Origin of the sequence: Enterobacter sp. 118C5 (genome assembly GCF_034107645.1) — a bacterium.
In the GTDB taxonomy this organism is placed as follows: Bacteria; Pseudomonadota; Gammaproteobacteria; order Enterobacterales; family Enterobacteriaceae; genus Enterobacter; species Enterobacter nematophilus.
In genome coordinates, this window is record NZ_JAWNEU010000001.1 from 923,701 (window position 1) to 944,116 (window position 20,416).

Genomic DNA, 20,416 nt, shown 5'->3' on the forward strand with positions numbered 1-20,416 from the left:
CAAATAGCAGAACATATCGCCAAAAGCCTGTCCACCAGGGTAGATCCCAGTCGAAAAAACTACCTTTAGTTATCGTATAAAATTTAACGCTGAATAACATTTGCAGAAACCGACGATTATACCGCCCCAGATATATGTAACAGATTATTACAAACGTATTGCCAGACGGGGCAGGATAGTGAACATTACCCGCCGTTTCTCCTCCCAATATAACTATAAGGCGGATGGGCTACGGCCATCACGCTATGAACACCCCCGTTAATATGGGATGTAAAAAAAGAGGTATATGTGTCGACTGCAAACAATAAACCAACAGATGAAAGCGTGAGTCTGAACGCTTTTAAACAACCGAAAGCGTTTTATCTCATCTTCTCTATCGAGTTATGGGAGCGTTTTGGTTACTACGGCCTGCAAGGGATCATGGCGGTTTACCTGGTTAAACAGCTGGGTATGTCCGAAGCCGATTCCATCACGCTGTTCTCCTCCTTCAGTGCCCTCGTCTACGGTCTGGTTGCTATCGGCGGCTGGCTGGGCGATAAAGTTCTGGGTACTAAGCGCGTCATTATGCTGGGCGCCATTGTTCTGGCTATTGGCTATGGTCTGGTTGCATGGTCAGGGCATGATGCGGCTGTGGTCTATATGGGCATGGCAACCATCGCCGTGGGTAACGGTCTGTTCAAAGCAAACCCGTCTTCCCTGCTCTCAACCTGCTACAGCAAAGATGACCCACGTCTGGACGGTGCATTTACCATGTACTACATGTCCATCAACATTGGTTCCTTCTTCTCCATGCTGGCAACCCCATGGCTGGCGGCGAAATTCGGCTGGAGCGTGGCGTTTGCGCTGAGCTTCGTGGGTATGCTGATCACCGTGGTAAACTTCCTGTTCTGCCGCAGCTGGGTAAAAGACTACGGTTCAAAACCTGATTTCGAGCCTGTCCACATGGGCAAGCTGCTGGCCACCATCGTGGGCGTTGTCGTCCTGGCGGCGATCGCCACCTGGCTGCTGCACAACCAGGGTATCGCTCGTGCCGTTCTGGGCGTGGTTGCGCTGGGTATCGTGGTCATCTTCGCGAAAGAAGCGTTCGCTATGCAGGGTGCAGCCCGTCGTAAGATGATTGTGGCGTTCATTCTGATGCTGGAAGCGATTATCTTCTTCGTGCTGTACAGCCAGATGCCAACCTCTCTGAACTTCTTCGCTATTCGTAACGTTGAGCACTCTATCCTGGGCATCGCGTTCGAGCCGGAGCAGTATCAGGCGCTGAACCCGTTCTGGATCATGATCGGTAGCCCAATCCTGGCCGCTATCTATAACAAGATGGGCGACCGTCTGCCAATGCCGCACAAGTTCGCAATCGGTATGGTGCTGTGCTCCGGCGCGTTCCTGGTGCTGCCGCTGGGTGCCAAATTTGCCACTGACGCGGGTATCGTGTCCGTTAACTGGCTGATCCTGAGCTACGCGCTGCAGTCTATCGGCGAACTGATGATCTCCGGTCTGGGTCTGGCGATGGTTGCACAGCTGGTTCCTCAGCGTCTGATGGGCTTCATTATGGGTAGCTGGTTCCTGACCACTGCCGGTGCGGCGATCATCGCCGGTAAGATTGCGAACCTGATGGCGGTGCCGGAAAACGTGACCGATCCACTGGTCTCCCTGAACGTCTACGGTACCGTGTTCATGCAGATTGGTATCGCTACGGCGGTTATCGCGGCGCTGATGCTGCTGACCGCGCCGAAACTGAATCGAATGACTCAGGACGACGACAAGACCGCGGAAGCGAACAAAACCGCTACCGCGTGATATCTGAGAGAAACGACTGAACAGAAGCCGCTAAGATTTTAGCGGCTTTTTTTTTGTTCCTTCGCGCACTAACATAGCTGAAACCTCAGCAAAAAGGAGTTACCGATGAAACTGTTCTACAAACCGGGCGCGTGCTCTCTTGCTTCCCATATCACCCTGCGCGAGAGCGGCAAGGATTTCACGCTGGATGGCGTTGATCTGATGAAAAAGCGCCTGGAAAACGGGGATGACTTTTTTGCGATTAACCCTAAAGGGCAGGTTCCGGCCCTGCTGCTGGATGACGGTACTTTGCTGACCGAAGGCGTGGCGATTATGCAATTCCTGGCGGACAACGTACCGGATCGCCAGCTCCTTGCCCCTACCGGCAGCGTCGCACGTTATAAAACGCTGGAGTGGCTGAACTATATCGCCACCGAGCTGCACAAAGGTTTTACCCCCCTGTTCCGCCCGGATACGCCGGAAGAGTACAAGCCGACCGTGCGAGCCCTGCTGGAGAAAAAGCTGCAGTTCGTGAATGAATCGCTGAAGGACGATCAGTGGATTTGCGGTTCACGCTTCACCATTGCCGACGCGTACCTGTTTACCGTACTGCGCTGGGCGCGTGCGGTTAAGCTGAACCTGGAAGGGTTGGACCACATCGCATCGTATATGGCGCGCGTGGCGGAGCGTCCAGCGGTGGCTGCGGCGCTAAAAGCGGAAGGGTTGAATTAAACGAGCCGTCTGTATTGCCGGGTGGCGCTGACGCTTACCCGGCCTGCGAACTCTGGACGATTATAATCGTGTGGCGCTGAAATAATGCTCCGGCTTCGCGATGCGATCCTGGGCCGCGACCACCTGCAGCTCATATTCCTGCATCTCTTTCGTCGCAATCATAATTTCGTACACCGCTGCCGTAACGTGCTCCAGCGCGTCTCTCACCGTTGCACCCTGCAGCAGCTTCACCAGCAGCAGTCCGCTGGTCACATCACCCACGCCCACTGGCTGACGCGCGCCGAAATCCACCAGCGGCCGGCTGATATGCCATGCGTCATCTTTCGTCACCAGCAGCATCTCAAAACGCTCCTGGGTCAGCCCTGCGCGGGCGAGATGTTTTACCAGCATAATCTCCGGCCCCTGGGCTATCAGCTCGCGAGACGCGCTTACAGCCTCTTCTACGCTGTTAACCGGATGCTCGCAGAGGATCTCAAGCTCAATCAGGTTGGGCGCAATGATATCGCTGGCGGGCAGCGCATGGCGAACGTGAAATTCCGCTACGCCAGGCGCCACGATGCAGCCTTTCTCCGGGTGACCCATAACCGGGTCGCAGAAGTATTTTGCCGCCGGGTTTGCCGCTTTCACCTGACGCACGATGCCGAGGATATGTTCCCCCTGCTCCGCTGAGCCGAGGTAGCCGCTCAGAACGGCGTCGCAGCGCTTGAGCTGGTCGATATCTGCAATACCCTGCACAACGTCCGTGAGGTGCGAAGGCGGCATTACGCAGCCGGTCCATTTACCATATTGCGTGTGGTTAGAGAACTGCACGGTATTGAGCGGCCAGACGTTGGCACCGAGGCGGCGCATCGGGAATTCCGCTGCGCTATTGCCAGCATGTCCAAACACAACGTGGGACTGAATGGCGAGGATGTTCTTCATCTTTTTCTTACCAAACCCTGAACAAACAAAAAGGGCGTGGTTTCCCACGCCCCTGAAGACTTTTACTTATTTCCAGCAGACCAGACAGTAGTTTTTCTTACCGCGGCGCAGCAGCGTGTAGCGGCCATACAGACGATCGCCGTCAACGAAGGTGTATTCCGGGTCAGCCTGCTTTTCACCGTTGATGGTAATAGCGTTGGAGGCGATGGTTTTACGCGCCTGACCGCGAGACGGCTGCAGCTCAGAGTCCACCAGCGCCTGCATCAGGTCAGCCCCTTTTTCCATCTCAACCATCGGCACGCCGTCCTGCGCCAGCTGTTCGAAGTCCGCTTCGCTCAGATCGCTCAGCGTACCGTTGAACAGGCTTGCGGTGATGCGTTTTGCCGCGGCCAGGCCTTCTTCACCATGAACCAGTTTGGTCACTTCGTCCGCCAGCACGTACTGGGCACGCGGTGCCTTACCGCTGTTCTTATCTTCCTCTTCCAGCGCATTGATCTCTGCAATGTCCATGAAGGTGAAGAACTTCAGGAAGCGGTAAACATCGGCATCCGCCGTGTTGATCCAGAACTGGTAGAATTTGTACGGGCTGGTTTTCTTCGGATCGAGCCACACCGCGCCGCCTTCGGTTTTACCGAATTTGGTGCCGTCTGCTTTGGTGATCAGTGGAACGGTCAGGCCGAAGACCTGGTTCTGATGCAGACGACGGGTCAGGTCGATACCGGAGGTGATATTCCCCCACTGGTCAGAGCCGCCGATCTGCAGAGAGACGCCGTGCAGCTTGTTCAGGCAGGCAAAATCATAGCCCTGCAGCAGGTTGTAGGAGAACTCGGTAAAGGAGATACCCTGATCGTCACGGTTCAGACGCTGCTTGACCGCTTCTTTGTTAATCATCTGGTTAACAGAGAAGTGCTTACCGATGTCACGCAGGAAGGTCAGCACGTTCATGCTGCCAAACCAGTCGTAGTTGTTAGCAGCAATGGCAGAGTTATCACCACAGTTGAAGTCGAGGAACGGTGCAACCTGTTTGCGGATCTTATCGACCCACTCCTGCACGGTATCTTCGGTATTCAGCTTACGCTCCGCGGCTTTAAAGCTCGGGTCACCAATCAGACCGGTCGCGCCGCCCACCAGGGCAACAGGCTTATGGCCCGCCATCTGGAAGCGTTTCAGGCATAACAATGGAACAAGATGCCCCAAATGCAAGCTGTCAGCGGTGGGATCGAAGCCGCAATAGAGCGCGATCGGGCCTTGCGCCAGTCGCTCTGCTAACGCTTCCTCGTCCGTCACCTGAGCCACGAGGCCCCGCTCTTGCAATTGTTTAATCAAGTTACTGCTTGCCATCAAATTCTCCATGTATAAACGACTGCACCTTTGCCGGTACACGACTTTTCGCCTGATGCGAAAGGACCATAGAATAAAGCGCAAGCGCGGTGTGCGCTAGCGCTTAAATCAACAAATTTCGGGGATTACGGGGCCAGTCTGTCGATTTTCCAGCCGCCATTCTCGCGCTCGTATAAAAAGCGGTCGTGCAGGCGATGCTCACCGCCCTGCCAGAATTCCATCTGCTCAATCGGAATGCGGAAGCCGCCCCAGAAGCTCGGCAGCGGGATTTCCCCCTGCTGGAACTTCTGTTTCAGCTCCAGGAATTTACTTTCCAGCACGCCGCGGGCAGAGATCCGGCTGGACTGTTTTGACACCCAGGCGCCAATCTGGCTGTCGCGCGGGCGGCTGTGGAAATACTTCACCACCTCAAGGGTCGAGAGACGTTCCGCTTTGCCGGTGACCATCACCTGACGTTCAAGCATGTGCCACGGAAACAGCAGGCTGATGCGCGGATTATTTTCTAAGTGGTGCGCCTTGCGGCTGCCCAAATTGGTATAGAACACCAGCCCTTTCTCGTCGTAATGCTTAAGCAAGACGATGCGCTGATACGGTTGACCGTTTTCATCTACCGTCGCGACGACCATGGCCGTTGGGTCGGCCAGCTTCGCGTCGCAGGCCTGTTTCAGCCAGCGTTCAAAGAGCACGAGGGGTTCAGCGGGAAGATCCTGGCGACGCAGGCCGCCTTTGGTGTATTCACGGCGCAGATGCGCAATTTGCTGCAGTTCATCGTTATCTGACATGGCGTTAGCTGATCTTGAGATTGGGTGGCGCTATTGTGCGCCGCCCCTGTAAAAATCTCAACGCTTCGGATTTTCAAGCTGGCAGTTGTTCAGCACAATGCGATCGCGTTTGTAGACCGTGGCGCTGTCGCCCTTCGACCAGAAGACATAGATGCCGTCCGAATAACGCGCTCCGGAGGCCGAGATACCCTGCTTAAGGGTCAGCAGCTTATTGTCGTAGACGAAGCTGGCTTCCTGACGCGGGTTATTCAGCTTCACGGTCAGCGGTTTTTCATCGCAGCGATACTCCAGGGTATCGGTCTGCATGCGCTCAAGGAACTGGTTGTAGACGCTGCATCCTGACAGCAATAAAGGCGCGGCAATAAGAAGAAGTTTTTTCATGGGCGTATTCCGAAGACTTTCCTGGTCCTGGAGGGCATGGCTGCCCTCCTGTTTTATTCCATTCTAACAACGAGACGCCGCGCTGAATTTCAGTTAACTCTTATTATGACGAGGATTAGCCGGGAAAATCGCCCCGAGGACGCTGGCCTCGCGCGCGCCGGTCACCGACGGCAAATTGCCCGGCAGCCCGGCGATGGTGCGCCAGGCAAGCCAGGCGAAGGCCAGCGCTTCCATATCATCACCGCTGATGCCGGCCTCGTCCGTCGTGGTCACCTCGGTGCCCGGCAGCAGCCCGGCAAGACGCGCCATCACCAGCGGGTTTCGGCTTCCCCCGCCGCACACCAGCAGGCGTTCGCAGCCGCCGCTGAGCAGTACTTGCTCAGAGATCGACACGGCCGTTAATTCTGCAAGCGTCGCCTGGACGTCCTGCGGGGCGAGAGCCGGGAACAGCGCCAGCTGGCGCTCAAGCCAGCCAAAGTTGAAGTATTCCCGTCCCGTGCTTTTCGGCGCCGGTAAGGCAAAATAAGGGTCGCTGAGCATGGACTGCAGCAGCGGGAGAACCACTTTACCCTCGCTCGCCCAATCGGCGTTTTTATCATACGGTTGACCGCACTGCCGCCAGATCCAGGCATCCATTAACATATTTCCCGGACCGGTGTCGTAGCCGCGAACGGGCTGCCCCGGAATAAGCATCGAGAGGTTAGCAATCCCGCCAATGTTGAGTACCATGCGGCGTTCTGAAGGGTGCGCCAGCAACGCCTGATGGAAAGCAGGCACCAGCGGCGCGCCCTGGCCGCCTAGCGCAATATCGCGGCGACGAAAATCCCCGACGACCGTTACGCCTGTCTTCGCCACAATCTGGTTGTTATCGCCGATTTGCAACGTATGCGGCGCATCGCCCGTCGGCTCATGCCAGACGGTTTGTCCGTGACACCCGATAGCGACCACATCCTGGGGACGAAGATGTTCTTTTTGCATTAACGCCTGCACAGCATCCGCAAACAGCGCCCCCAGCCGAACATCCAGTTGACCAAGCTGGGAGAGGGTTAACTGCTGCCCCTGACAAATGCTCAGAATGTCCTCTTTCAGCGAAAGGGGGATTGGCCAGGTCAGGCTCGCCTGCTGTGCCACCATGTGTTCGTCAATGGCGGCCAGAACGACATCTACCCCATCCAGGCTGGTGCCCGACATCACACCAATGTAGCGACCCGATTTCATGCGCTTTCCTTACGTTGCGTGGGCTAAGGATATCCACTCAACCATAAACAGCGCTCCTTTGCCATCCGACGATAATATTTTTTAACAATGTCGCCGGGCGGATCCTGTTTATGTCTCGTTAAGTCAAATTCAAGTACAATTTTCTTATTGTTAGTGCAAAGATATGAACTATGGCCCTTTATGCCATATAATTTAGCCATAACGGATGCCTCCAGATAGGCGTTTTTGGTGAACAGGAGATTCAAATGATTGTACGTGTACTGGGCGTTTCGCTGATTGGTTTAACCCTGGCTGGCTGTGTGAACGACAGCTCGCTGTCTGGCGACGTTTACAGCGCTTCTGAAGCAAAACAGGTTCAGAGCGTGACTTACGGTACCGTTGTTAACGCCCGTCCTGTACAAATTCAGGGTGGTGATGAAAACAACGTGATGGGCGCAATCGGCGGTGCTGTACTGGGTGGTTTCCTGGGTAATACCGTTGGCGGCGGCACGGGCCGTTCTCTGGCGACCGCAGCGGGCGCTGTAGCGGGTGGCGTCGCGGGCCAGGGCGTTCAGGGCGCGATGAACAAAACCCAGGGCGTAGAGCTGGAAATTCGTAAAGACGACGGCAGCACCATTATGGTGGTTCAGAAACAGGGCAATACCCGCTTCTCCGCCGGTCAGCGCGTTGTGCTGGCAAGCAACGGTAGCCAGGTTACCGTTTCCCCGCGTTAATTAAAGATGGATGTGGTCATCCGGCCACATCCACTTACAAAATATATAATTCTCGTGAATATATTTACAATATATATTTATTCCATCTATTATTAATCCCGCCGTATATTGTTCCCGCGCAAAGTATTTATTGCTTTAATTGATTAGACTCTTCGCAACTACCTCACCCTATTTCATTTTAATTTTGTAAAACTTTATATGCTTGCGAATAGTCGTTCTGTCAAAGGTCGTTATATCTCGTTCTGTTTCGGTTGCGCTGTCGTCATCGGAATACTACAAGCTTTATTTGCGAAACTGGTGGAATGGGTTCCCTCCTTCTCACCCCTTTTGTTCCCTACGCTCACCATTTTTTTACTCGTGTTTCACCTGTTCATTGCCTGCTTTATGGCAATGAAATACTGGTGTGATAAGAGACGGCTTTATTTGATTGTCATCTCCTTTGCCTTTTCCGGTTCAGCATTACTGATGGTTGGAACGTTGACCAGCTTTCCGGCATGGCTGAACCTCTATCAGTTTAACGACGCGAACTACAACGATGCGATGATCTACTATATGTTCCGCCATCTCATAATGGCCGTCCTGATGATCGCTTCGGCATTACTCTATCCCTCCCGCAATCAGCCTTTTTCACGCTTAGCGCATATCTCGATCGTCAGTGGTGCATTTCTCTTTACCGCCTGTGGCGTGATGCTTGCGTGGATTTATTCCAGCCATTCCCCGTTTTTATCCCTCGATCTGGTCGATAATGAAACGCGGCAGTTTATGGTTCTCTGGAGCCACAGTATTAATATTTCATTAATTGTTCTCTGGGTGGTGACATTAGCTACGCTGATGTTTATTACGCGGGTGCGCAATCTTTTCTGGGTGGGAGGTAATTTTCTGTGTATCTGCTACGTCGTCACGCTCTCTATGCTGTTAGTGGGCGGGCACGCCGAAGATATATCGTGGTATCGTGCCCGGCTATTTGAAACCTTCGCGACGCTGATGATTATTTTCGTTCTGCTCTACGATGTCTTCAGGTTATACCGTGATTCCCATTTAAAGTATCAGCAGTCGTACCAAAATTCGATTCGCGATCCGCTCACGCGCCTTTATAACCGCAGCTATTTTTACGAATCGTTAAACCAGGCGCTGGACATCGCCACCTCCAGCCGCCCTGTTTCGGTTATCGTCAGCGATCTCGATCGCTTCAAACGCATCAACGACAACTATGGACACCTTCAGGGAGACAAAGTATTGCAGTTTGTCTCTAATCTGCTGATGGATTCCGTGCGCCCCCAGGATATCGCGGCGCGAATCGGCGGCGAAGAGTTTGTCCTGATGCTGGCAAACACCGCTGCCGAAGACGCCTACCAGGTGGCAGAGCGTATTCGGTTGAAGCTGAGCAGTTTTGACAAAATCAGCAGTGAGGGTCAGTTACCGGAGCCGGTTACCATCAGCATGGGGGTATTTACGGCAACCTCATCATCGGTCTCCGCAGAAGCGTGCGTAGAAAATGCCGATAAGGCGATGTATGAAGCGAAAGAGACAGGCCGTAACCGCGTCGTTGTCTTTAAGTAAAAATAAGGCCTTGCGGATGCAAGGCCTTGTTGTCCGGTCAGTCGCGAGACTGTAGCTCATGGATGTTTTGCTCAAGCCGCGCAATGAGGCTGATGAGCATTTCCAGCTCCGCCGGGGAAACCCCTGAAAGGATTTCACCGCGGGTTTTGGTAATTACAGCTTCCATTTCAGTGATGATGGGAGCCGCTTTCTCCGTCAGCTTAATCCGCTTGGCGCGACGATCGCTGGCGCAGGTTTGCCGGGAGATAAGTCCCTTCTCTTCCAGTTGGTCAAGCGTGCGCACCAGCGACGGTTGCTCAATGCCTATCGCTTTAGCCAGTTGAATTTGTGACTGGTCGGGCGGCAGCTGATGAATGTTGTGCAACGTGACCCAATGCGTCTGCGTCAGTTCCAGAGGTTTCAGGCGATGGTCAATCAGAGCACGCCAGACGCGTACCAACCTTGCCAGATCAGAACCTAATGGCGATTCCAATTTCATCTCCTTATAATTAGCTTGCTAAGTTATTATACTGATTTTAGAATAGTGTGCAGCATTTGTAATGGCAAAACAAATGCAATACTGCATTCATCTAATTCAAAAGTATGACTTACACTGATTTGTGATGCTTCTTCATACTCAGACAAGCCAACGCGGCATTCTGTTCACTGCAAAGGATTTCTGCCTGTGATCTTTTTTCATCGCCCAGAGGGTTTACCCCTTCAGGATCTGATCTTCGGTGCGTCAGTCTACTTTCCTCCTCTGTTTAAAGCCGTGCTGGTGGGCTTTATTCTGTGGCTCATCGCGCATCGCCTGCTTCGCGACTGGATGTACTCCGGCGAAATCTGGCATCCCATGCTGATGGATCTTTCCCTGTTTGCCCTCTCCGTATGCCTGGGCCTTGCTGTTCTGATCGTGTGGTGAATATGCCTCTGAAAACGCTGAAGTACTTTTCCACCCTGTTCGTCCTTGTCCTTGCCGTGATCGCTGGCTGGTGGTTGTGGAATTATTATATGCAGTCCCCCTGGACCCGTGACGGCAAAGTTCGCGCTGAGCAGGTCAGCATCACCCCCCAGGTGTCGGGAAGTATTACAACGCTGCTGGTTAAGGATAACCAGCTCGTTAAAAAGGGAGAGGTGTTATTCCGCATCGACGACACCCCGTACCACATTGCGATTCTGAACGCCCAGGCGCAGCTGGCAAAAGCCCAGTCTGACTTAGCGAAGGCCAATAACGAGGCCAATCGCCGCCGTCACCTGTCGAAAAACTACATCTCCGCGGAAGATTTAGATACCGCCAATATCAACGTCAAAGCCATGCAGGCGAGCGTCAACGTGGCTGAGGCGACGCTGAAGCAGGCGCAGTGGGAGCTTACCCAAACTGTGGTTACCGCCCCCGTCGACGGATGGGTGACCAACCTCTCCGCCCGTGTGGGGAATTATGCCACCGCCGGTCAGCCTGTTTTTGCCCTCGTCGATAGCCACTCCTTCTACGTAGTGGGCTATTTCGAAGAGACCAAGCTTCGTCATATACGTGAAGGTGCACCCGCCGCCATAACGCTTTACAGCGGCTCGCAAAAGTTACAGGGTCACGTCTCCAGCATTGGCCGCGCCATTTACGATCAAAGCGTTGAAACGGATTCCGGGCTGGTGCCGGACATCAAGCCGAACGTACCGTGGGTGCGCCTGGCTCAACGCGTGCCTGTGCGCGTGGAGTTTGACCGTTTACCCGAGGACATCACGCTGGTTTCCGGCACCACCTGCACTGTCTCCATCGGAACCCGTTAATGAAGCTACAGGCGCTCTCCTGGCAAAACACGCCGTGGATGAAAGCAACGCGCCCCCAGTGGCGCTACGCGCTGCGTAACGGCATTGCCATGTGCCTGGCGCTGACCGTCGCCTATTACCTGAACCTGGATGAGCCCTACTGGGCGATGACCTCTGCGGCGGTGGTAAGCTTCCCTACCGTTGGCGGGGTGATCAGCAAAAGCCTTGGCCGTATCGCAGGTAGCCTGCTGGGTGCCACCGCGGCGTTAATAATCGCGGGCCACACGCTGAACGATCCGTGGCTGTTCCTGCTGAGCATGGCGGCATGGCTGGGTTGCTGTACCTGGGCCTGCGCCCATTTCACCAATAACGTGGCCTATGCTTTCCAGCTGGCGGGCTATACCGCCGCCATTATCGCCTTCCCGGTCGTCAACGTGCTGGACACCACCGAGCTATGGGATATCGCGCAGGCGCGCGTCTGCGAAGTGATTGTCGGGATCCTCTGCGGCGGATTTATGATGATGGTCCTGCCCAGCACTTCCGACGGCACCGCGCTTATCACTGCGCTGAAAACCATGCATACCCGGCTGCTGGAACACGCGAGCCTGCTGTGGCAACCGGATACCAGCGACGACATCCGCCTCGCGCATGAAAAGGTTATCGGGCAGATCCTGACCATGAATCTGTTGCGTATTCAGGCGTTCTGGAGCCATTACCGTTTTCGCCGTCAGAACACGCTGCTTAACTATTTGCTGCACCAGCAGCTGCGCATGACCAGCGCCATCTCCAGCCTGCGCCGGATGCTGCTCAACTGGCCGTCACCGCCGGAAAACACCCGCGCCGTAATCGAAACCCTGCTCGCGGCGCTCGCGCGCCCGGATGCGGACATCTACACCGTCGCGAGGATCATCGCCCCGCTCGCCCCGGTGGATGAGTATGATTATCGCCATCGCGCCTTCTGGCAGCGGCTGAATTACTTTTGTCGGCTATACCTGCGCAGCAGCCGCTGGATTAAGGCGGTTGAGAATGCCACCCCGGTCACGGAGTTTAACGTTCCCGGCAGCCCGGCTCTCGCACGTCACACCGATTATCTGGAAGCGCTTTGGAGCGGTTTTCGCACCTTCTGCGCGCTGATGCTGGTGGGGGCGTGGAGCATCACAACGCAGTGGGAGTCCGGTTCGGCGGCCTTAACGCTTGCCGCTATCAGCTGCGTGCTTTACTCCGTCGCGGCCTCACCGTTTAACTCGCTTACGCTGCTGCTGCGAACGCTGGTTTTGCTGTCACTGTTCAGTTTTGTGGTGAAGTTTGGTCTGATGGTGCAGATAAGCGATCTCTGGCAGTTTCTGCTGTTCCTGTTTCCGCTGTTAACTACGATGCAGCTTCTTAAGCTGCAAATGCCGAAACTGGCGGGTCTGTGGGGGCAGCTGATTGTCTTTATGGGCTCGTTTATCTCCGTGACGAATCCGCCGGTGTATGATTACGCCGATTTTCTGAATGACAACCTGGCAAAAATCCTTGGCGTGGGTCTGGCGTGGCTGGCCTTCGCGGTGTTACGTCCCGGCTCTGACGCACGCAAGAGCCGTCGACATATTCGTGAATTGCGCAGAGGGTTTGTCGACCAGCTCAGCCGCAAGCCGGATCTGCAAGAAAGCGAGTATGAGTCGCTGGTTTATCACCACGTCAGCCAGTTAAATAACAGCCAGGACGCGCTCTCCCGACGCTGGCTGCTGCGCTGGGGCGTGGTGCTGTTGAACTGCTCGCACGTGGTCTGGCAGCTTCGCGCGTGGGAAACGCGATCCGATCCGCTCTCGCAGGTACGTGATGTTTGCATCTCTCTGCTACGCGATGTGATGAGCGAGCGCGGCGTTCAGCAGCGGCCTCTTGAGGCCACGCTGGCTGAACTGCAGCGGATCTGCGACACCCTTGCACGGCACCATCTTCCCGCAGCCCGCGATTTGGCCTCGATAATCTGGCGCCTGCACTGCTCGCTGTCGCAGCTGGAACAGGCGCCTCCGCCGGGAACGATTGGGGATCAGATTACGCCGCAGGCATAGCGCGCCCCGCCGCCGCCAAGCGGTTTAGGCCGATCGGACATGTTATCGCCGCCCACATGGATCATCAGCGCTTTGCCTTTGACCTCATCCAGCTTTTTCAGCCGCGGAGCCACGACCGGATCCGTGGCTTTACCGTCATTGTTGACCACCAGCACCGGCAAGTCGCCCAGGTGTCCCATACCTTCAGGCCCTTCATGTTTACCTGAATTCTGCGGATCGAGGTGGCCCCCTGCTGCTTCCGCTGCCGACGGTTTACCCTCTTTCATGGCTGGCTGACAGCTCCCCTTGGCATGAACGTGGAAGCCGTGTTCGCCCGGCGGGAGTGCTTTAAGATCGGGTGCGAATTCCAGCCCTTTATCGGTCTCAGTGATTTTCACCGTCCCGATGGACTGACCCACACCCTGTGAGGTGACGAGATTCATTTCTACTTCGTCGCTGGCTGCCTGCGCCCCTGCGCAAACAACCAGCGTGACCAATGCCAGAGTAAAACGCTTCATATGACCTCCGCTGGTTATTTTTTGCCCCTTAAGTGTATACCAGAGGCACAGATTTCACCGGAAAGTCACCTTCTTGCGGTTTATGGCACGTCGTAACCCAGCGCGGCCTTGCGGATGCGGAACCACTGCTGGCGGGTCATCTGCAGCTCTTCGGCGACCAGTGCGGAACGGACGCGTTCAATTTTCCCGGAGCCAATGATCGGCAGCGGTTTTGACGGCAGACGCAGGATCCAGGCGTAAACCACCTGCTCTATGCTCTCCGCGTTCAGCTCGCGGGCGATGGTTTCCAGCTCATTGCGCAGCGGCTGGAACGCATCATCATTAAACAGGCGTCCTCCGCCGAGGCACGACCAGGCCATCGGGCGAATGCGCAGCTGCTGCAGCTGGTCGAGCGTACCGTCCAGCAGCAGCGGCTGGTGTACCGGGGAGATCTCAACCTGGTTGGTGGCGAGCGTAAACGGCAGACGAGACTGAAGCAGCGCAAACTGGGCCGGGGTAAAGTTGGAGACGCCGAAGTGACGCACCTTCCCGCTCTGATGCAGGCTCAGGAAGGCTTCCGCCACCTCGTCGGCATCCATGAGCGGGTCCGGACGGTGAATCAGCAGCAGGTCGATACGATCGGTTGCCAGATTGACCAGCGACTGCTCGGCGCTCTTGATGATATGGGCGCTGTCGGTGATGTAGTGACCGAGGGCATGCTCCGGTTTGGCCGTGGTGGCAATACCACATTTCGTGACGATCTCCATGCGATCCCGGAGTGCCGGAACCAGCTTAAGCGCCTCGCCAAAGGCGGCTTCACACTGATAGCCACCGTAAATATCCGCATGATCGACGGTTGTTACCCCTAAATCGATATGCTCTTCAATAAAGCTTGCCAGCTGGAGGGGGGACATATTCCAGTCCATCAGGCGCCAGTAGCCCATCACAAAACGGGAGAATTCTGGCCCCTGGGGGGCAAGGGTAATTCGCTGAACCATAACATTTTCCTCAAGGACGTGATGTCATGAGTATACGCAATTACCGCATTAAAACAGTGAAGGTTGCTGGGGTTCTTCGGTCTCAGCGGCTTTGTTTGCGCGGATTTTGCGCAGAAGCCGCTGTCTGCAGAGGCGTAGCACCTCCTGCTTTTGCGTGTCGCTGAAGCTTTGCCAGTTAAAACGCTCGTCACGGGTACGCATGCACCCGCGGCAATAACCGCGTTCATCTGACTGACAAATCCCCCGGCACGGGCTCTGGATGGGGAAAAACTCCAGCTGCTCTGCCACACTCACCTCCGGTTAACCGCTCTCACCTACAGTGAAGACGCTAAAAGCGCCGTGTGCAAGGGCTTTACCACAGTTTTGTGGCATTAAGGTTTCACTAATCTTCCCTCTCTATACTCGCCACATCATGACAATGACAGGTTTACGATCGATGTGGTTAAGTAAAAAGTTACAGTGTAACGACATAAAATTTACTCTGGGCTGTGCACTCTTTTTTACTCTGCTTAACGGGCTGTTTATCCAGCGCAGCTGGGCCATTATTGCCCCTGCGCATCTGCACGACATTCTCTTCGCCGCATCCGTGCCGGTGGTGCTGTTTTGTGGCTGGGTCATTGTATTTAGCCTGCTCAATATCCCGTATATCCGCAAGCCGCTGATGATCGTCTTAACTGTCGGGTGCGCTGCGGCAACTTACTTTATGTTTACCTACGGCGCGGTCATCGATCAGAACATGATTGTGAACGTGTTCGAAACTAACTCCCAGGAAGCCACCGCGCTGGTGACCCCGCAGATGATTCTGTGGATTGTCATAGCCGGTCTTGTTCCATCCCTGGTGCTGGCGCTGACCCGTATTCGTACCGGCAAATGGTGGTACGCCCTGCTGACGCGCGTTGCCGCGATGCTCGGTGCCCTGCTGGTGGTTATTCTTATCGCCGCGGTGTTTTATAAAGATTACGCGTCGCTGTTCCGCAATAATAAAAGCATCGTCAAAATGGTCACCCCGGCGAACTACGTCAGCGCCGTGGTGAAATACAGCAAGATGCGCTGGTTTGCCGGCGATCAAACGCTGGTGCGGATTGGCGAAGATGCGCACAAAGGCGCGCTGATTACGGGTCAGCAGAAGAAAACCGTTCTGGTGCTGGTCATCGGCGAAGCGTCGCGCGCGGCGAACTACTCACTCAATGGCTACGGGCGTGAAACCAACCCCGAGCTGAAAAAGCAGGATGTGATCAACTTCCCCCAGGCCTCCTCGTGCGGGACTGAAACCGCCGTTTCCGTGCCCTGCATGTTCTCCGGCATGACGCGCAGCAAATACGATGCCGATCTGGCGCACCATCAGGAAGGGCTGCTCGACGTGCTCAAGCATGCGGGTTTCAACCTCCTGTGGCGCGACAACGACGGCGGCTGTAAAGGCGCCTGCGATCGTATTCCCCATACCGACATGACGCAGTGGAAGCTGGACCATTTCTGCAAAGACCAGTCATGTATTGATGACGTAAACTTCTACCGCCTGGACAACGTGCTGGACGGACTGAAGCAGGACACGGTGCTGGTTATCCACCTGATGGGCAGCCACGGTCCGGCGTACTACCGCCGTTACCCGGATAATTTCCGTAAATTCACCCCAACCTGCGACACCAACGAGATTCAGGATTGCGATCATCAGGCGCTGATGAACACCTATGACAATACAATCCTGTATACCGACAGCATGGTCAGCAAAACCATCGACGCGCTGAAGGCTCGACAGGCGAACATGAACACCGCGCTGATCTACCTCTCGGATCACGGGGAATCGCTCGGTGAGAGCGGTATTTATCTGCACGGCACGCCGTACATGCTGGCGCCGGAGCAGCAGACGCACATTCCGTTTATGTTCTGGCTCTCCCCGGACTATGCGAAGAACTTTGGCATCAACGAGCAGTGTTTACGCGACCACGCAGCAAAAAATGCGGTTTCGCAGGACAATTTGTTCTCGACGGTGCTGGGCATGATGGACGTTAAATCAAGCGTTTATCAGCAACAGCTGGACATTCTGAACGCGTGTCGCCGGTAACAGCGCTTGCATTAGACCGAACGGTCTATTAGAGTGAATCCATGAGCAGAAATACTGAACACGATACCCGCGAACATCTCCTGGCGACCGGCGAGCGGCTGTGCATGCACCGCGGCTTCACCGGTATGGGGTTGAGCGAGCTATTAAAAACCGCAGAGGTACCGAAGGGGTCGTTCTATCACTACTTCCGGTCCAAAGAGGCTTTTGGCGTGGCGATGCTGGAGCGGCACTATGCTGCTTACCACCAGCGCCTCGCAACCCACTTCGCCACGGGGGAAGGTAACTATCGGGATCGTGTTCTGAACTACTATCAGGAAACGCTGAACCAGTTCTGTCAGCAGGGCATTATCAGCGGATGCCTGACGGTTAAACTCTCTGCCGAAGTGTGCGATCTCTCAGAAGATATGCGCACGGCAATGGATAAAGGCGCCAGCGGCGTTATCGCCCTGCTGGCGCAGGCGCTGGCGAAGGGGCGCGAAGAAAATACGCTCGCCTTCCCCGGCGATCCCTTAACGCAGGCTCAGGTGCTCTACTCCCTCTGGTTAGGCGCCAACCTGCAGGCTAAAATTTCTCGCAGTGCCGTGCCGCTCGAAAGCGCGCTGGCGCATGTGAAAAGTACGATCACTGCGCCTGGCGCTTAGCAGGCGTTTTTATTTCCGTTATTACTAGTCGACTGGTCTACTCAGGAGTCGTTATGTCAGCTGAAAAATTATTTACCCCCTTAAAAGTGGGTGCCGTCACCGCGCCAAACCGCGTGTTTATGGCTCCCCTTACCCGTCTGCGCAGCATTGAGCCGGGTGATATCCCAACCCCACTGATGGGTGAATACTATCGTCAGCGCGCCAGCTCTGGCCTGATCATCACTGAAGCCACGCAGATTTCTGCTCAGGCCAAAGGATATGCGGGTGCGCCGGGGCTGCACAGCCCGGAGCAGATCGCCGCATGGCAGAAAATCACCGCGGGCGTTCACGCTGAAGACGGCCGCATTGCGGTCCAGCTGTGGCATACCGGTCGTATCTCCCACAGCAGCATTCAGCCTGGCGGTCAGGCGCCGGTTTCAGCGTCTGCCCTGAACGCGAACACCCGCACCTCCCTGCGCGATGAAAACGGCAACGCGATCCGCGTCGACACCTCTACGCCACGCGCGCTGGAGCTGGACGAGATCCCGGGTATCGTGAACGATTTCCGTCAGGCCGTGGCCAACGCCCGCGAAGCCGGTTTTGACCTGGTTGAGCTGCACTCCGCGCACGGTTACCTGCTGCACCAGTTCCTGTCACCGTCGTCTAACCATCGCACCGACCAGTACGGCGGCAGCGTCGAAAACCGCGCCCGCCTGGTGCTGGAAGTGGTTGACGCCGTATGCCAGGAGTGGAGCCCGGACCGTATCGGTATCCGCGTCTCCCCAATCGGTACGTTCCAGAACGTTGACAACGGTCCGAATGAAGAAGCGGACGCGCTGTATCTGATTGAAGAGCTGGCGAAACGCGGCATTGCCTATCTGCACATGTCCGAGCCGGACTGGGCCGGCGGTAAGCCTTATACGGAAGCCTTCCGTCAGAAAGTGCGCGAGCGCTTCCACGGAGTGATCATCGGTGCGGGTGCTTATACTCCGGAGAAAGCCGAAGACCTGATGAATAAAGGGCTGATCGACGCCGTGGCGTTTGGCCGCGACTATATTGCCAACCCGGATCTGGTTGCGCGTCTGCAGCAGAAAGCGGCCCTGAACCCGCAGCGTCCTGAGAGCTTCTACGGCGGCGGCGCGGAAGGCTACACCGACTACCCTTCTCTGTAATCTCGCCATTGTTCATTGATAGCGGCGACACTTCGCCGCTATACTAAAACATCGTTTCTGTTCAAAAAGATACTCTACTCCATTGGTTAATGAGGAAATTATGCGCCTACTTCACACCATGCTGCGCGTTGGCGATCTGCAACGTTCTATCGATTTCTACACTAACGTCCTGGGCATGAAGCTGCTGCGCACCAGCGAAAACCCGGAATACAAATACTCGCTGGCGTTCGTGGGTTACGGCCCGGAAACGGATGAAGCGGTCATCGAACTGACCTATAACTGGGGCGTGGACAGCTATGAGCTGGGTACGGCCTACGGCCATATCGCGCTGGAAGTGGACAACGCTGCCGAAGCGTGTGAACGCATCCGCAGCAACGGCGGTAACGTCACGCGCGAAGCCGGCCCGGTAAAAGGCGGCACCACCGTGATTGCGTTTGTTGAAGATCCGGACGGTTACAAGATCGAGCTGATTGAAGCCAAAGACGCGGGTCGCGGTCTGGGCAACTGATCCCTCAGGGCGCAACATGCGCCCGTAGTTTTACTGCATCACCCTGCAAAATTTGCCATAATGCGCACTGCTTTTTCCCCTTGTAAGAGACCCTGATGTCCGATAACGCTCAATTTAGCGGTCTGTGCGACCGTTTTCGTGGTTTTTATCCCGTTGTCATTGATGTAGAAACAGCCGGATTTAACGCTAAAACCGATGCGCTGCTCGAAATTGCCGCCATCACGCTGAAGATGGATGAACAGGGCTGGCTTACACCGGACACCACGCTGCATTTCCACGTTGAACCTTTCGAAGGGGCAAACTTACAGCCGGAGGCGCTGGCGTTTAACGGTATCGATCCGCATAACCCGCTGCGCGGTGCAGTCAGTGAATATGATGCGCTGCACGCCATTTTTAAAATGGTGCGTAAAGGCATGAAAGAGAGCAACTGCAGCCGCGCCATCATGGTAGCCCATAACGCCACCTTCGATCACAGCTTTACCATGGCCGCAGCCGAACGCGCGTCGCTTAAACGCAACCCTTTCCACCCGTTCGTGACCTTCGACACCGCCGCGCTGAGCGGCCTGGCGCTGGGACAAACGGTGTTATCCAAAGCCTGCATTACGGCAGGTATACCGTTTGACGGCACCCAGGCGCACTCCGCCTTATACGACACGGAGCGCACCGCGGAGCTGTTCTGTGAGATCGTCAACCGCTGGAAGCGTCTGGGCGGCTGGCCGCTGCCGATGGGCGACAGTGAAGAATAAAAAAAGCGACCTTATCAGGTCGCTTTTTTATTAACGCAGATAATTACTCAGCGTCCGGCTCTTCGGTTTTGTACTTCGCCGCCGTCTCTTTGATCAGCTGCTGCAGTTCGCCGCGCTGATACATCTCAATTAGGATATCGCAGCCGCCCACCAGCTCGCCGTCTACCCACAGCTGCGGGAAGGTCGGCCAGTTAGCGTATTTTGGCAGCTCAGCGCGGATGTCCGGGTTCTGCAGGATATCAACGTAAGCAAAACGCTCACCACAGGCTGACAGCGCCTGAACCGCTTGCGCGGAGAAGCCGCAGCTTGGCAGCTTCGGAGAACCTTTCATATACAGCAGAATCGGGTTTTCAGCGATCTGGCGCTGGATTTTTTCAATAGTGGTGCTCATGTCTTGCTTCCTTTAACTTCTGTTACGGCAGTAGTCTGACATTGTAGCGGGTCAGGCTGGCATCGGAAAATAACATTTTCGTCACGTTTATATATTTTACCCCGACTCCACAAAAGTTGCATTGCAAATGACGTTTACCCCTTCGCCCGTCAGGGTTTTGCTTAGGGAGTGAACAATTGTGCGACAGAACGATGAATTTTTTTGCACTTGCTAACGAAACAC

At 55.3% G+C, this 20,416-nt stretch carries 22 protein-coding genes; 12 read left to right on the plus strand and 10 right to left on the minus strand.

Annotated elements, in window-relative coordinates; all coding sequences use genetic code 11:
* Positions 1-288 precede the first annotated feature (288 nt).
* Together dtpA and gstA are read left to right on the plus strand one after the other, a co-directional pair.
* The gene (dtpA, locus tag UTO39_RS04315) at positions 289-1,797 is read left to right on the plus strand and encodes a dipeptide/tripeptide permease DtpA (protein WP_320726567.1); all 1,509 of its coding nucleotides are present in this window, start codon (positions 289-291) and stop codon (positions 1,795-1,797) included.
* 105 nt (positions 1,798-1,902) lie between these two features.
* The gene (gene gstA, locus UTO39_RS04320; protein ID WP_151413264.1) at positions 1,903-2,508 is read left to right on the plus strand and encodes a glutathione transferase GstA; all 606 of its coding nucleotides are present in this window, start codon (positions 1,903-1,905) and stop codon (positions 2,506-2,508) included.
* 60 nt (positions 2,509-2,568) lie between these two features.
* Here gstA and pdxY read toward each other — a convergent pair whose 3' ends face one another.
* From pdxY to anmK, 5 genes are all read right to left on the minus strand, one after another.
* Complete coding sequence (gene pdxY, locus UTO39_RS04325) at positions 2,569-3,429, minus strand: pyridoxal kinase PdxY (protein WP_320726568.1); 861 nt, start codon at positions 3,427-3,429, stop codon at positions 2,569-2,571.
* Between the two features lie 66 nt (positions 3,430-3,495).
* On the minus strand, positions 3,496-4,770 hold the full coding sequence (gene tyrS / locus UTO39_RS04330) for a tyrosine--tRNA ligase (RefSeq protein ID WP_023311370.1): 1,275 nt from the start codon (positions 4,768-4,770) through the stop codon (positions 3,496-3,498).
* Between the two features lie 125 nt (positions 4,771-4,895).
* Positions 4,896-5,552 (minus strand): pyridoxamine 5'-phosphate oxidase, encoded by a 657-nt coding sequence (gene pdxH, locus UTO39_RS04335; RefSeq protein WP_320726569.1) that lies wholly within the window; start codon positions 5,550-5,552, stop codon positions 4,896-4,898.
* 57 nt (positions 5,553-5,609) lie between these two features.
* Positions 5,610-5,933: a C-type lysozyme inhibitor gene (gene mliC, locus UTO39_RS04340; protein ID WP_028012908.1), complete on the minus strand. Its 324-nt coding sequence runs from the start codon at positions 5,931-5,933 to the stop codon at positions 5,610-5,612.
* Positions 5,934-6,026: 93 nt separating this feature from the next.
* Complete coding sequence (gene anmK / locus UTO39_RS04345; protein ID WP_320726570.1) at positions 6,027-7,151, minus strand: anhydro-N-acetylmuramic acid kinase; 1,125 nt, start codon at positions 7,149-7,151, stop codon at positions 6,027-6,029.
* 245 nt (positions 7,152-7,396) lie between these two features.
* Here anmK and slyB point away from each other — a divergent pair, with 245 nt between their 5' ends.
* Together slyB and UTO39_RS04355 are read left to right on the plus strand one after the other, a co-directional pair.
* Positions 7,397-7,864 carry an outer membrane lipoprotein SlyB gene (slyB, locus tag UTO39_RS04350; RefSeq protein WP_028012906.1) on the plus strand — a complete coding sequence of 156 codons (468 nt, stop codon included), beginning with the start codon at positions 7,397-7,399 and terminating at the stop codon, positions 7,862-7,864.
* Positions 7,865-8,062: 198 nt separating this feature from the next.
* Positions 8,063-9,424: a GGDEF domain-containing protein gene (locus UTO39_RS04355; protein WP_320726571.1), complete on the plus strand. Its 1,362-nt coding sequence runs from the start codon at positions 8,063-8,065 to the stop codon at positions 9,422-9,424.
* A gap of 37 nt (positions 9,425-9,461) precedes the next feature.
* Here UTO39_RS04355 and slyA read toward each other — a convergent pair whose 3' ends face one another.
* The gene (gene slyA, locus UTO39_RS04360; protein ID WP_021241135.1) at positions 9,462-9,902 is read right to left on the minus strand and encodes a transcriptional regulator SlyA; all 441 of its coding nucleotides are present in this window, start codon (positions 9,900-9,902) and stop codon (positions 9,462-9,464) included.
* A 186-nt stretch (positions 9,903-10,088) separates the two neighbouring features.
* Here slyA and UTO39_RS04365 point away from each other — a divergent pair, with 186 nt between their 5' ends.
* Genes UTO39_RS04365 through UTO39_RS04375 form a run of 3 tightly spaced genes read left to right on the plus strand, consistent with a single transcriptional unit; the run spans position 10,089 to position 13,221 of the window.
* Positions 10,089-10,325 carry a DUF1656 domain-containing protein gene (locus tag UTO39_RS04365; RefSeq protein WP_061098423.1) on the plus strand — a complete coding sequence of 79 codons (237 nt, stop codon included), beginning with the start codon at positions 10,089-10,091 and terminating at the stop codon, positions 10,323-10,325.
* A gap of 2 nt (positions 10,326-10,327) precedes the next feature.
* Positions 10,328-11,188 carry an HlyD family secretion protein gene (locus tag UTO39_RS04370; RefSeq protein WP_320726572.1) on the plus strand — a complete coding sequence of 287 codons (861 nt, stop codon included), beginning with the start codon at positions 10,328-10,330 and terminating at the stop codon, positions 11,186-11,188.
* On the plus strand, positions 11,188-13,221 hold the full coding sequence (locus UTO39_RS04375; RefSeq protein WP_320726573.1) for an FUSC family protein: 2,034 nt from the start codon (positions 11,188-11,190) through the stop codon (positions 13,219-13,221). Before UTO39_RS04370 ends, UTO39_RS04375 begins: the two co-directional genes overlap by 1 nt.
* On the opposite strand, the gene sodC is transcribed toward UTO39_RS04375, so the two are convergent.
* The 3 genes from sodC to UTO39_RS04390 all read right to left on the minus strand — a co-directional run bounded on the left by sodC (position 13,200) and on the right by UTO39_RS04390 (position 14,983).
* Entirely contained in the window at positions 13,200-13,718 is a 519-nt protein-coding gene (gene sodC, locus UTO39_RS04380; RefSeq protein ID WP_061098426.1) for a superoxide dismutase [Cu-Zn] SodC, read from the minus strand. The two genes, UTO39_RS04375 and sodC, sit on opposite strands and share 22 nt — an antisense overlap.
* A gap of 80 nt (positions 13,719-13,798) precedes the next feature.
* Positions 13,799-14,695 carry an aldo/keto reductase family oxidoreductase gene (locus tag UTO39_RS04385; RefSeq protein ID WP_266178193.1) on the minus strand — a complete coding sequence of 299 codons (897 nt, stop codon included), beginning with the start codon at positions 14,693-14,695 and terminating at the stop codon, positions 13,799-13,801.
* Between the two features lie 48 nt (positions 14,696-14,743).
* Positions 14,744-14,983, minus strand: a complete 240-nt coding sequence (locus tag UTO39_RS04390; protein WP_061098428.1) for a DUF1289 domain-containing protein — start codon at positions 14,981-14,983, stop codon at positions 14,744-14,746.
* A gap of 148 nt (positions 14,984-15,131) precedes the next feature.
* Here UTO39_RS04390 and eptA point away from each other — a divergent pair, with 148 nt between their 5' ends.
* The 5 genes from eptA (at position 15,132) to rnt (ending at position 19,803) form a co-directional block, all read left to right on the plus strand.
* A complete protein-coding gene (gene eptA, locus UTO39_RS04395; protein WP_320726574.1) occupies positions 15,132-16,757 on the plus strand; it encodes a phosphoethanolamine transferase EptA in 1,626 nt (541 codons plus the stop codon).
* Positions 16,758-16,798: 41 nt separating this feature from the next.
* The gene (locus UTO39_RS04400; protein ID WP_059355233.1) at positions 16,799-17,398 is read left to right on the plus strand and encodes a TetR/AcrR family transcriptional regulator; all 600 of its coding nucleotides are present in this window, start codon (positions 16,799-16,801) and stop codon (positions 17,396-17,398) included.
* A 53-nt stretch (positions 17,399-17,451) separates the two neighbouring features.
* Complete coding sequence (locus tag UTO39_RS04405; RefSeq protein ID WP_061098431.1) at positions 17,452-18,549, plus strand: alkene reductase; 1,098 nt, start codon at positions 17,452-17,454, stop codon at positions 18,547-18,549.
* A 100-nt stretch (positions 18,550-18,649) separates the two neighbouring features.
* Positions 18,650-19,057: a lactoylglutathione lyase gene (gene gloA, locus UTO39_RS04410; protein WP_013096923.1), complete on the plus strand. Its 408-nt coding sequence runs from the start codon at positions 18,650-18,652 to the stop codon at positions 19,055-19,057.
* A gap of 95 nt (positions 19,058-19,152) precedes the next feature.
* Complete coding sequence (gene rnt, locus UTO39_RS04415; RefSeq protein WP_061098432.1) at positions 19,153-19,803, plus strand: ribonuclease T; 651 nt, start codon at positions 19,153-19,155, stop codon at positions 19,801-19,803.
* A gap of 43 nt (positions 19,804-19,846) precedes the next feature.
* Here the strand turns inward: rnt and grxD are convergent, their stop codons facing one another.
* Positions 19,847-20,194 carry a monothiol glutaredoxin 4 gene (grxD, locus tag UTO39_RS04420; protein WP_003832760.1) on the minus strand — a complete coding sequence of 116 codons (348 nt, stop codon included), beginning with the start codon at positions 20,192-20,194 and terminating at the stop codon, positions 19,847-19,849.
* Positions 20,195-20,416 lie beyond the last annotated feature (222 nt).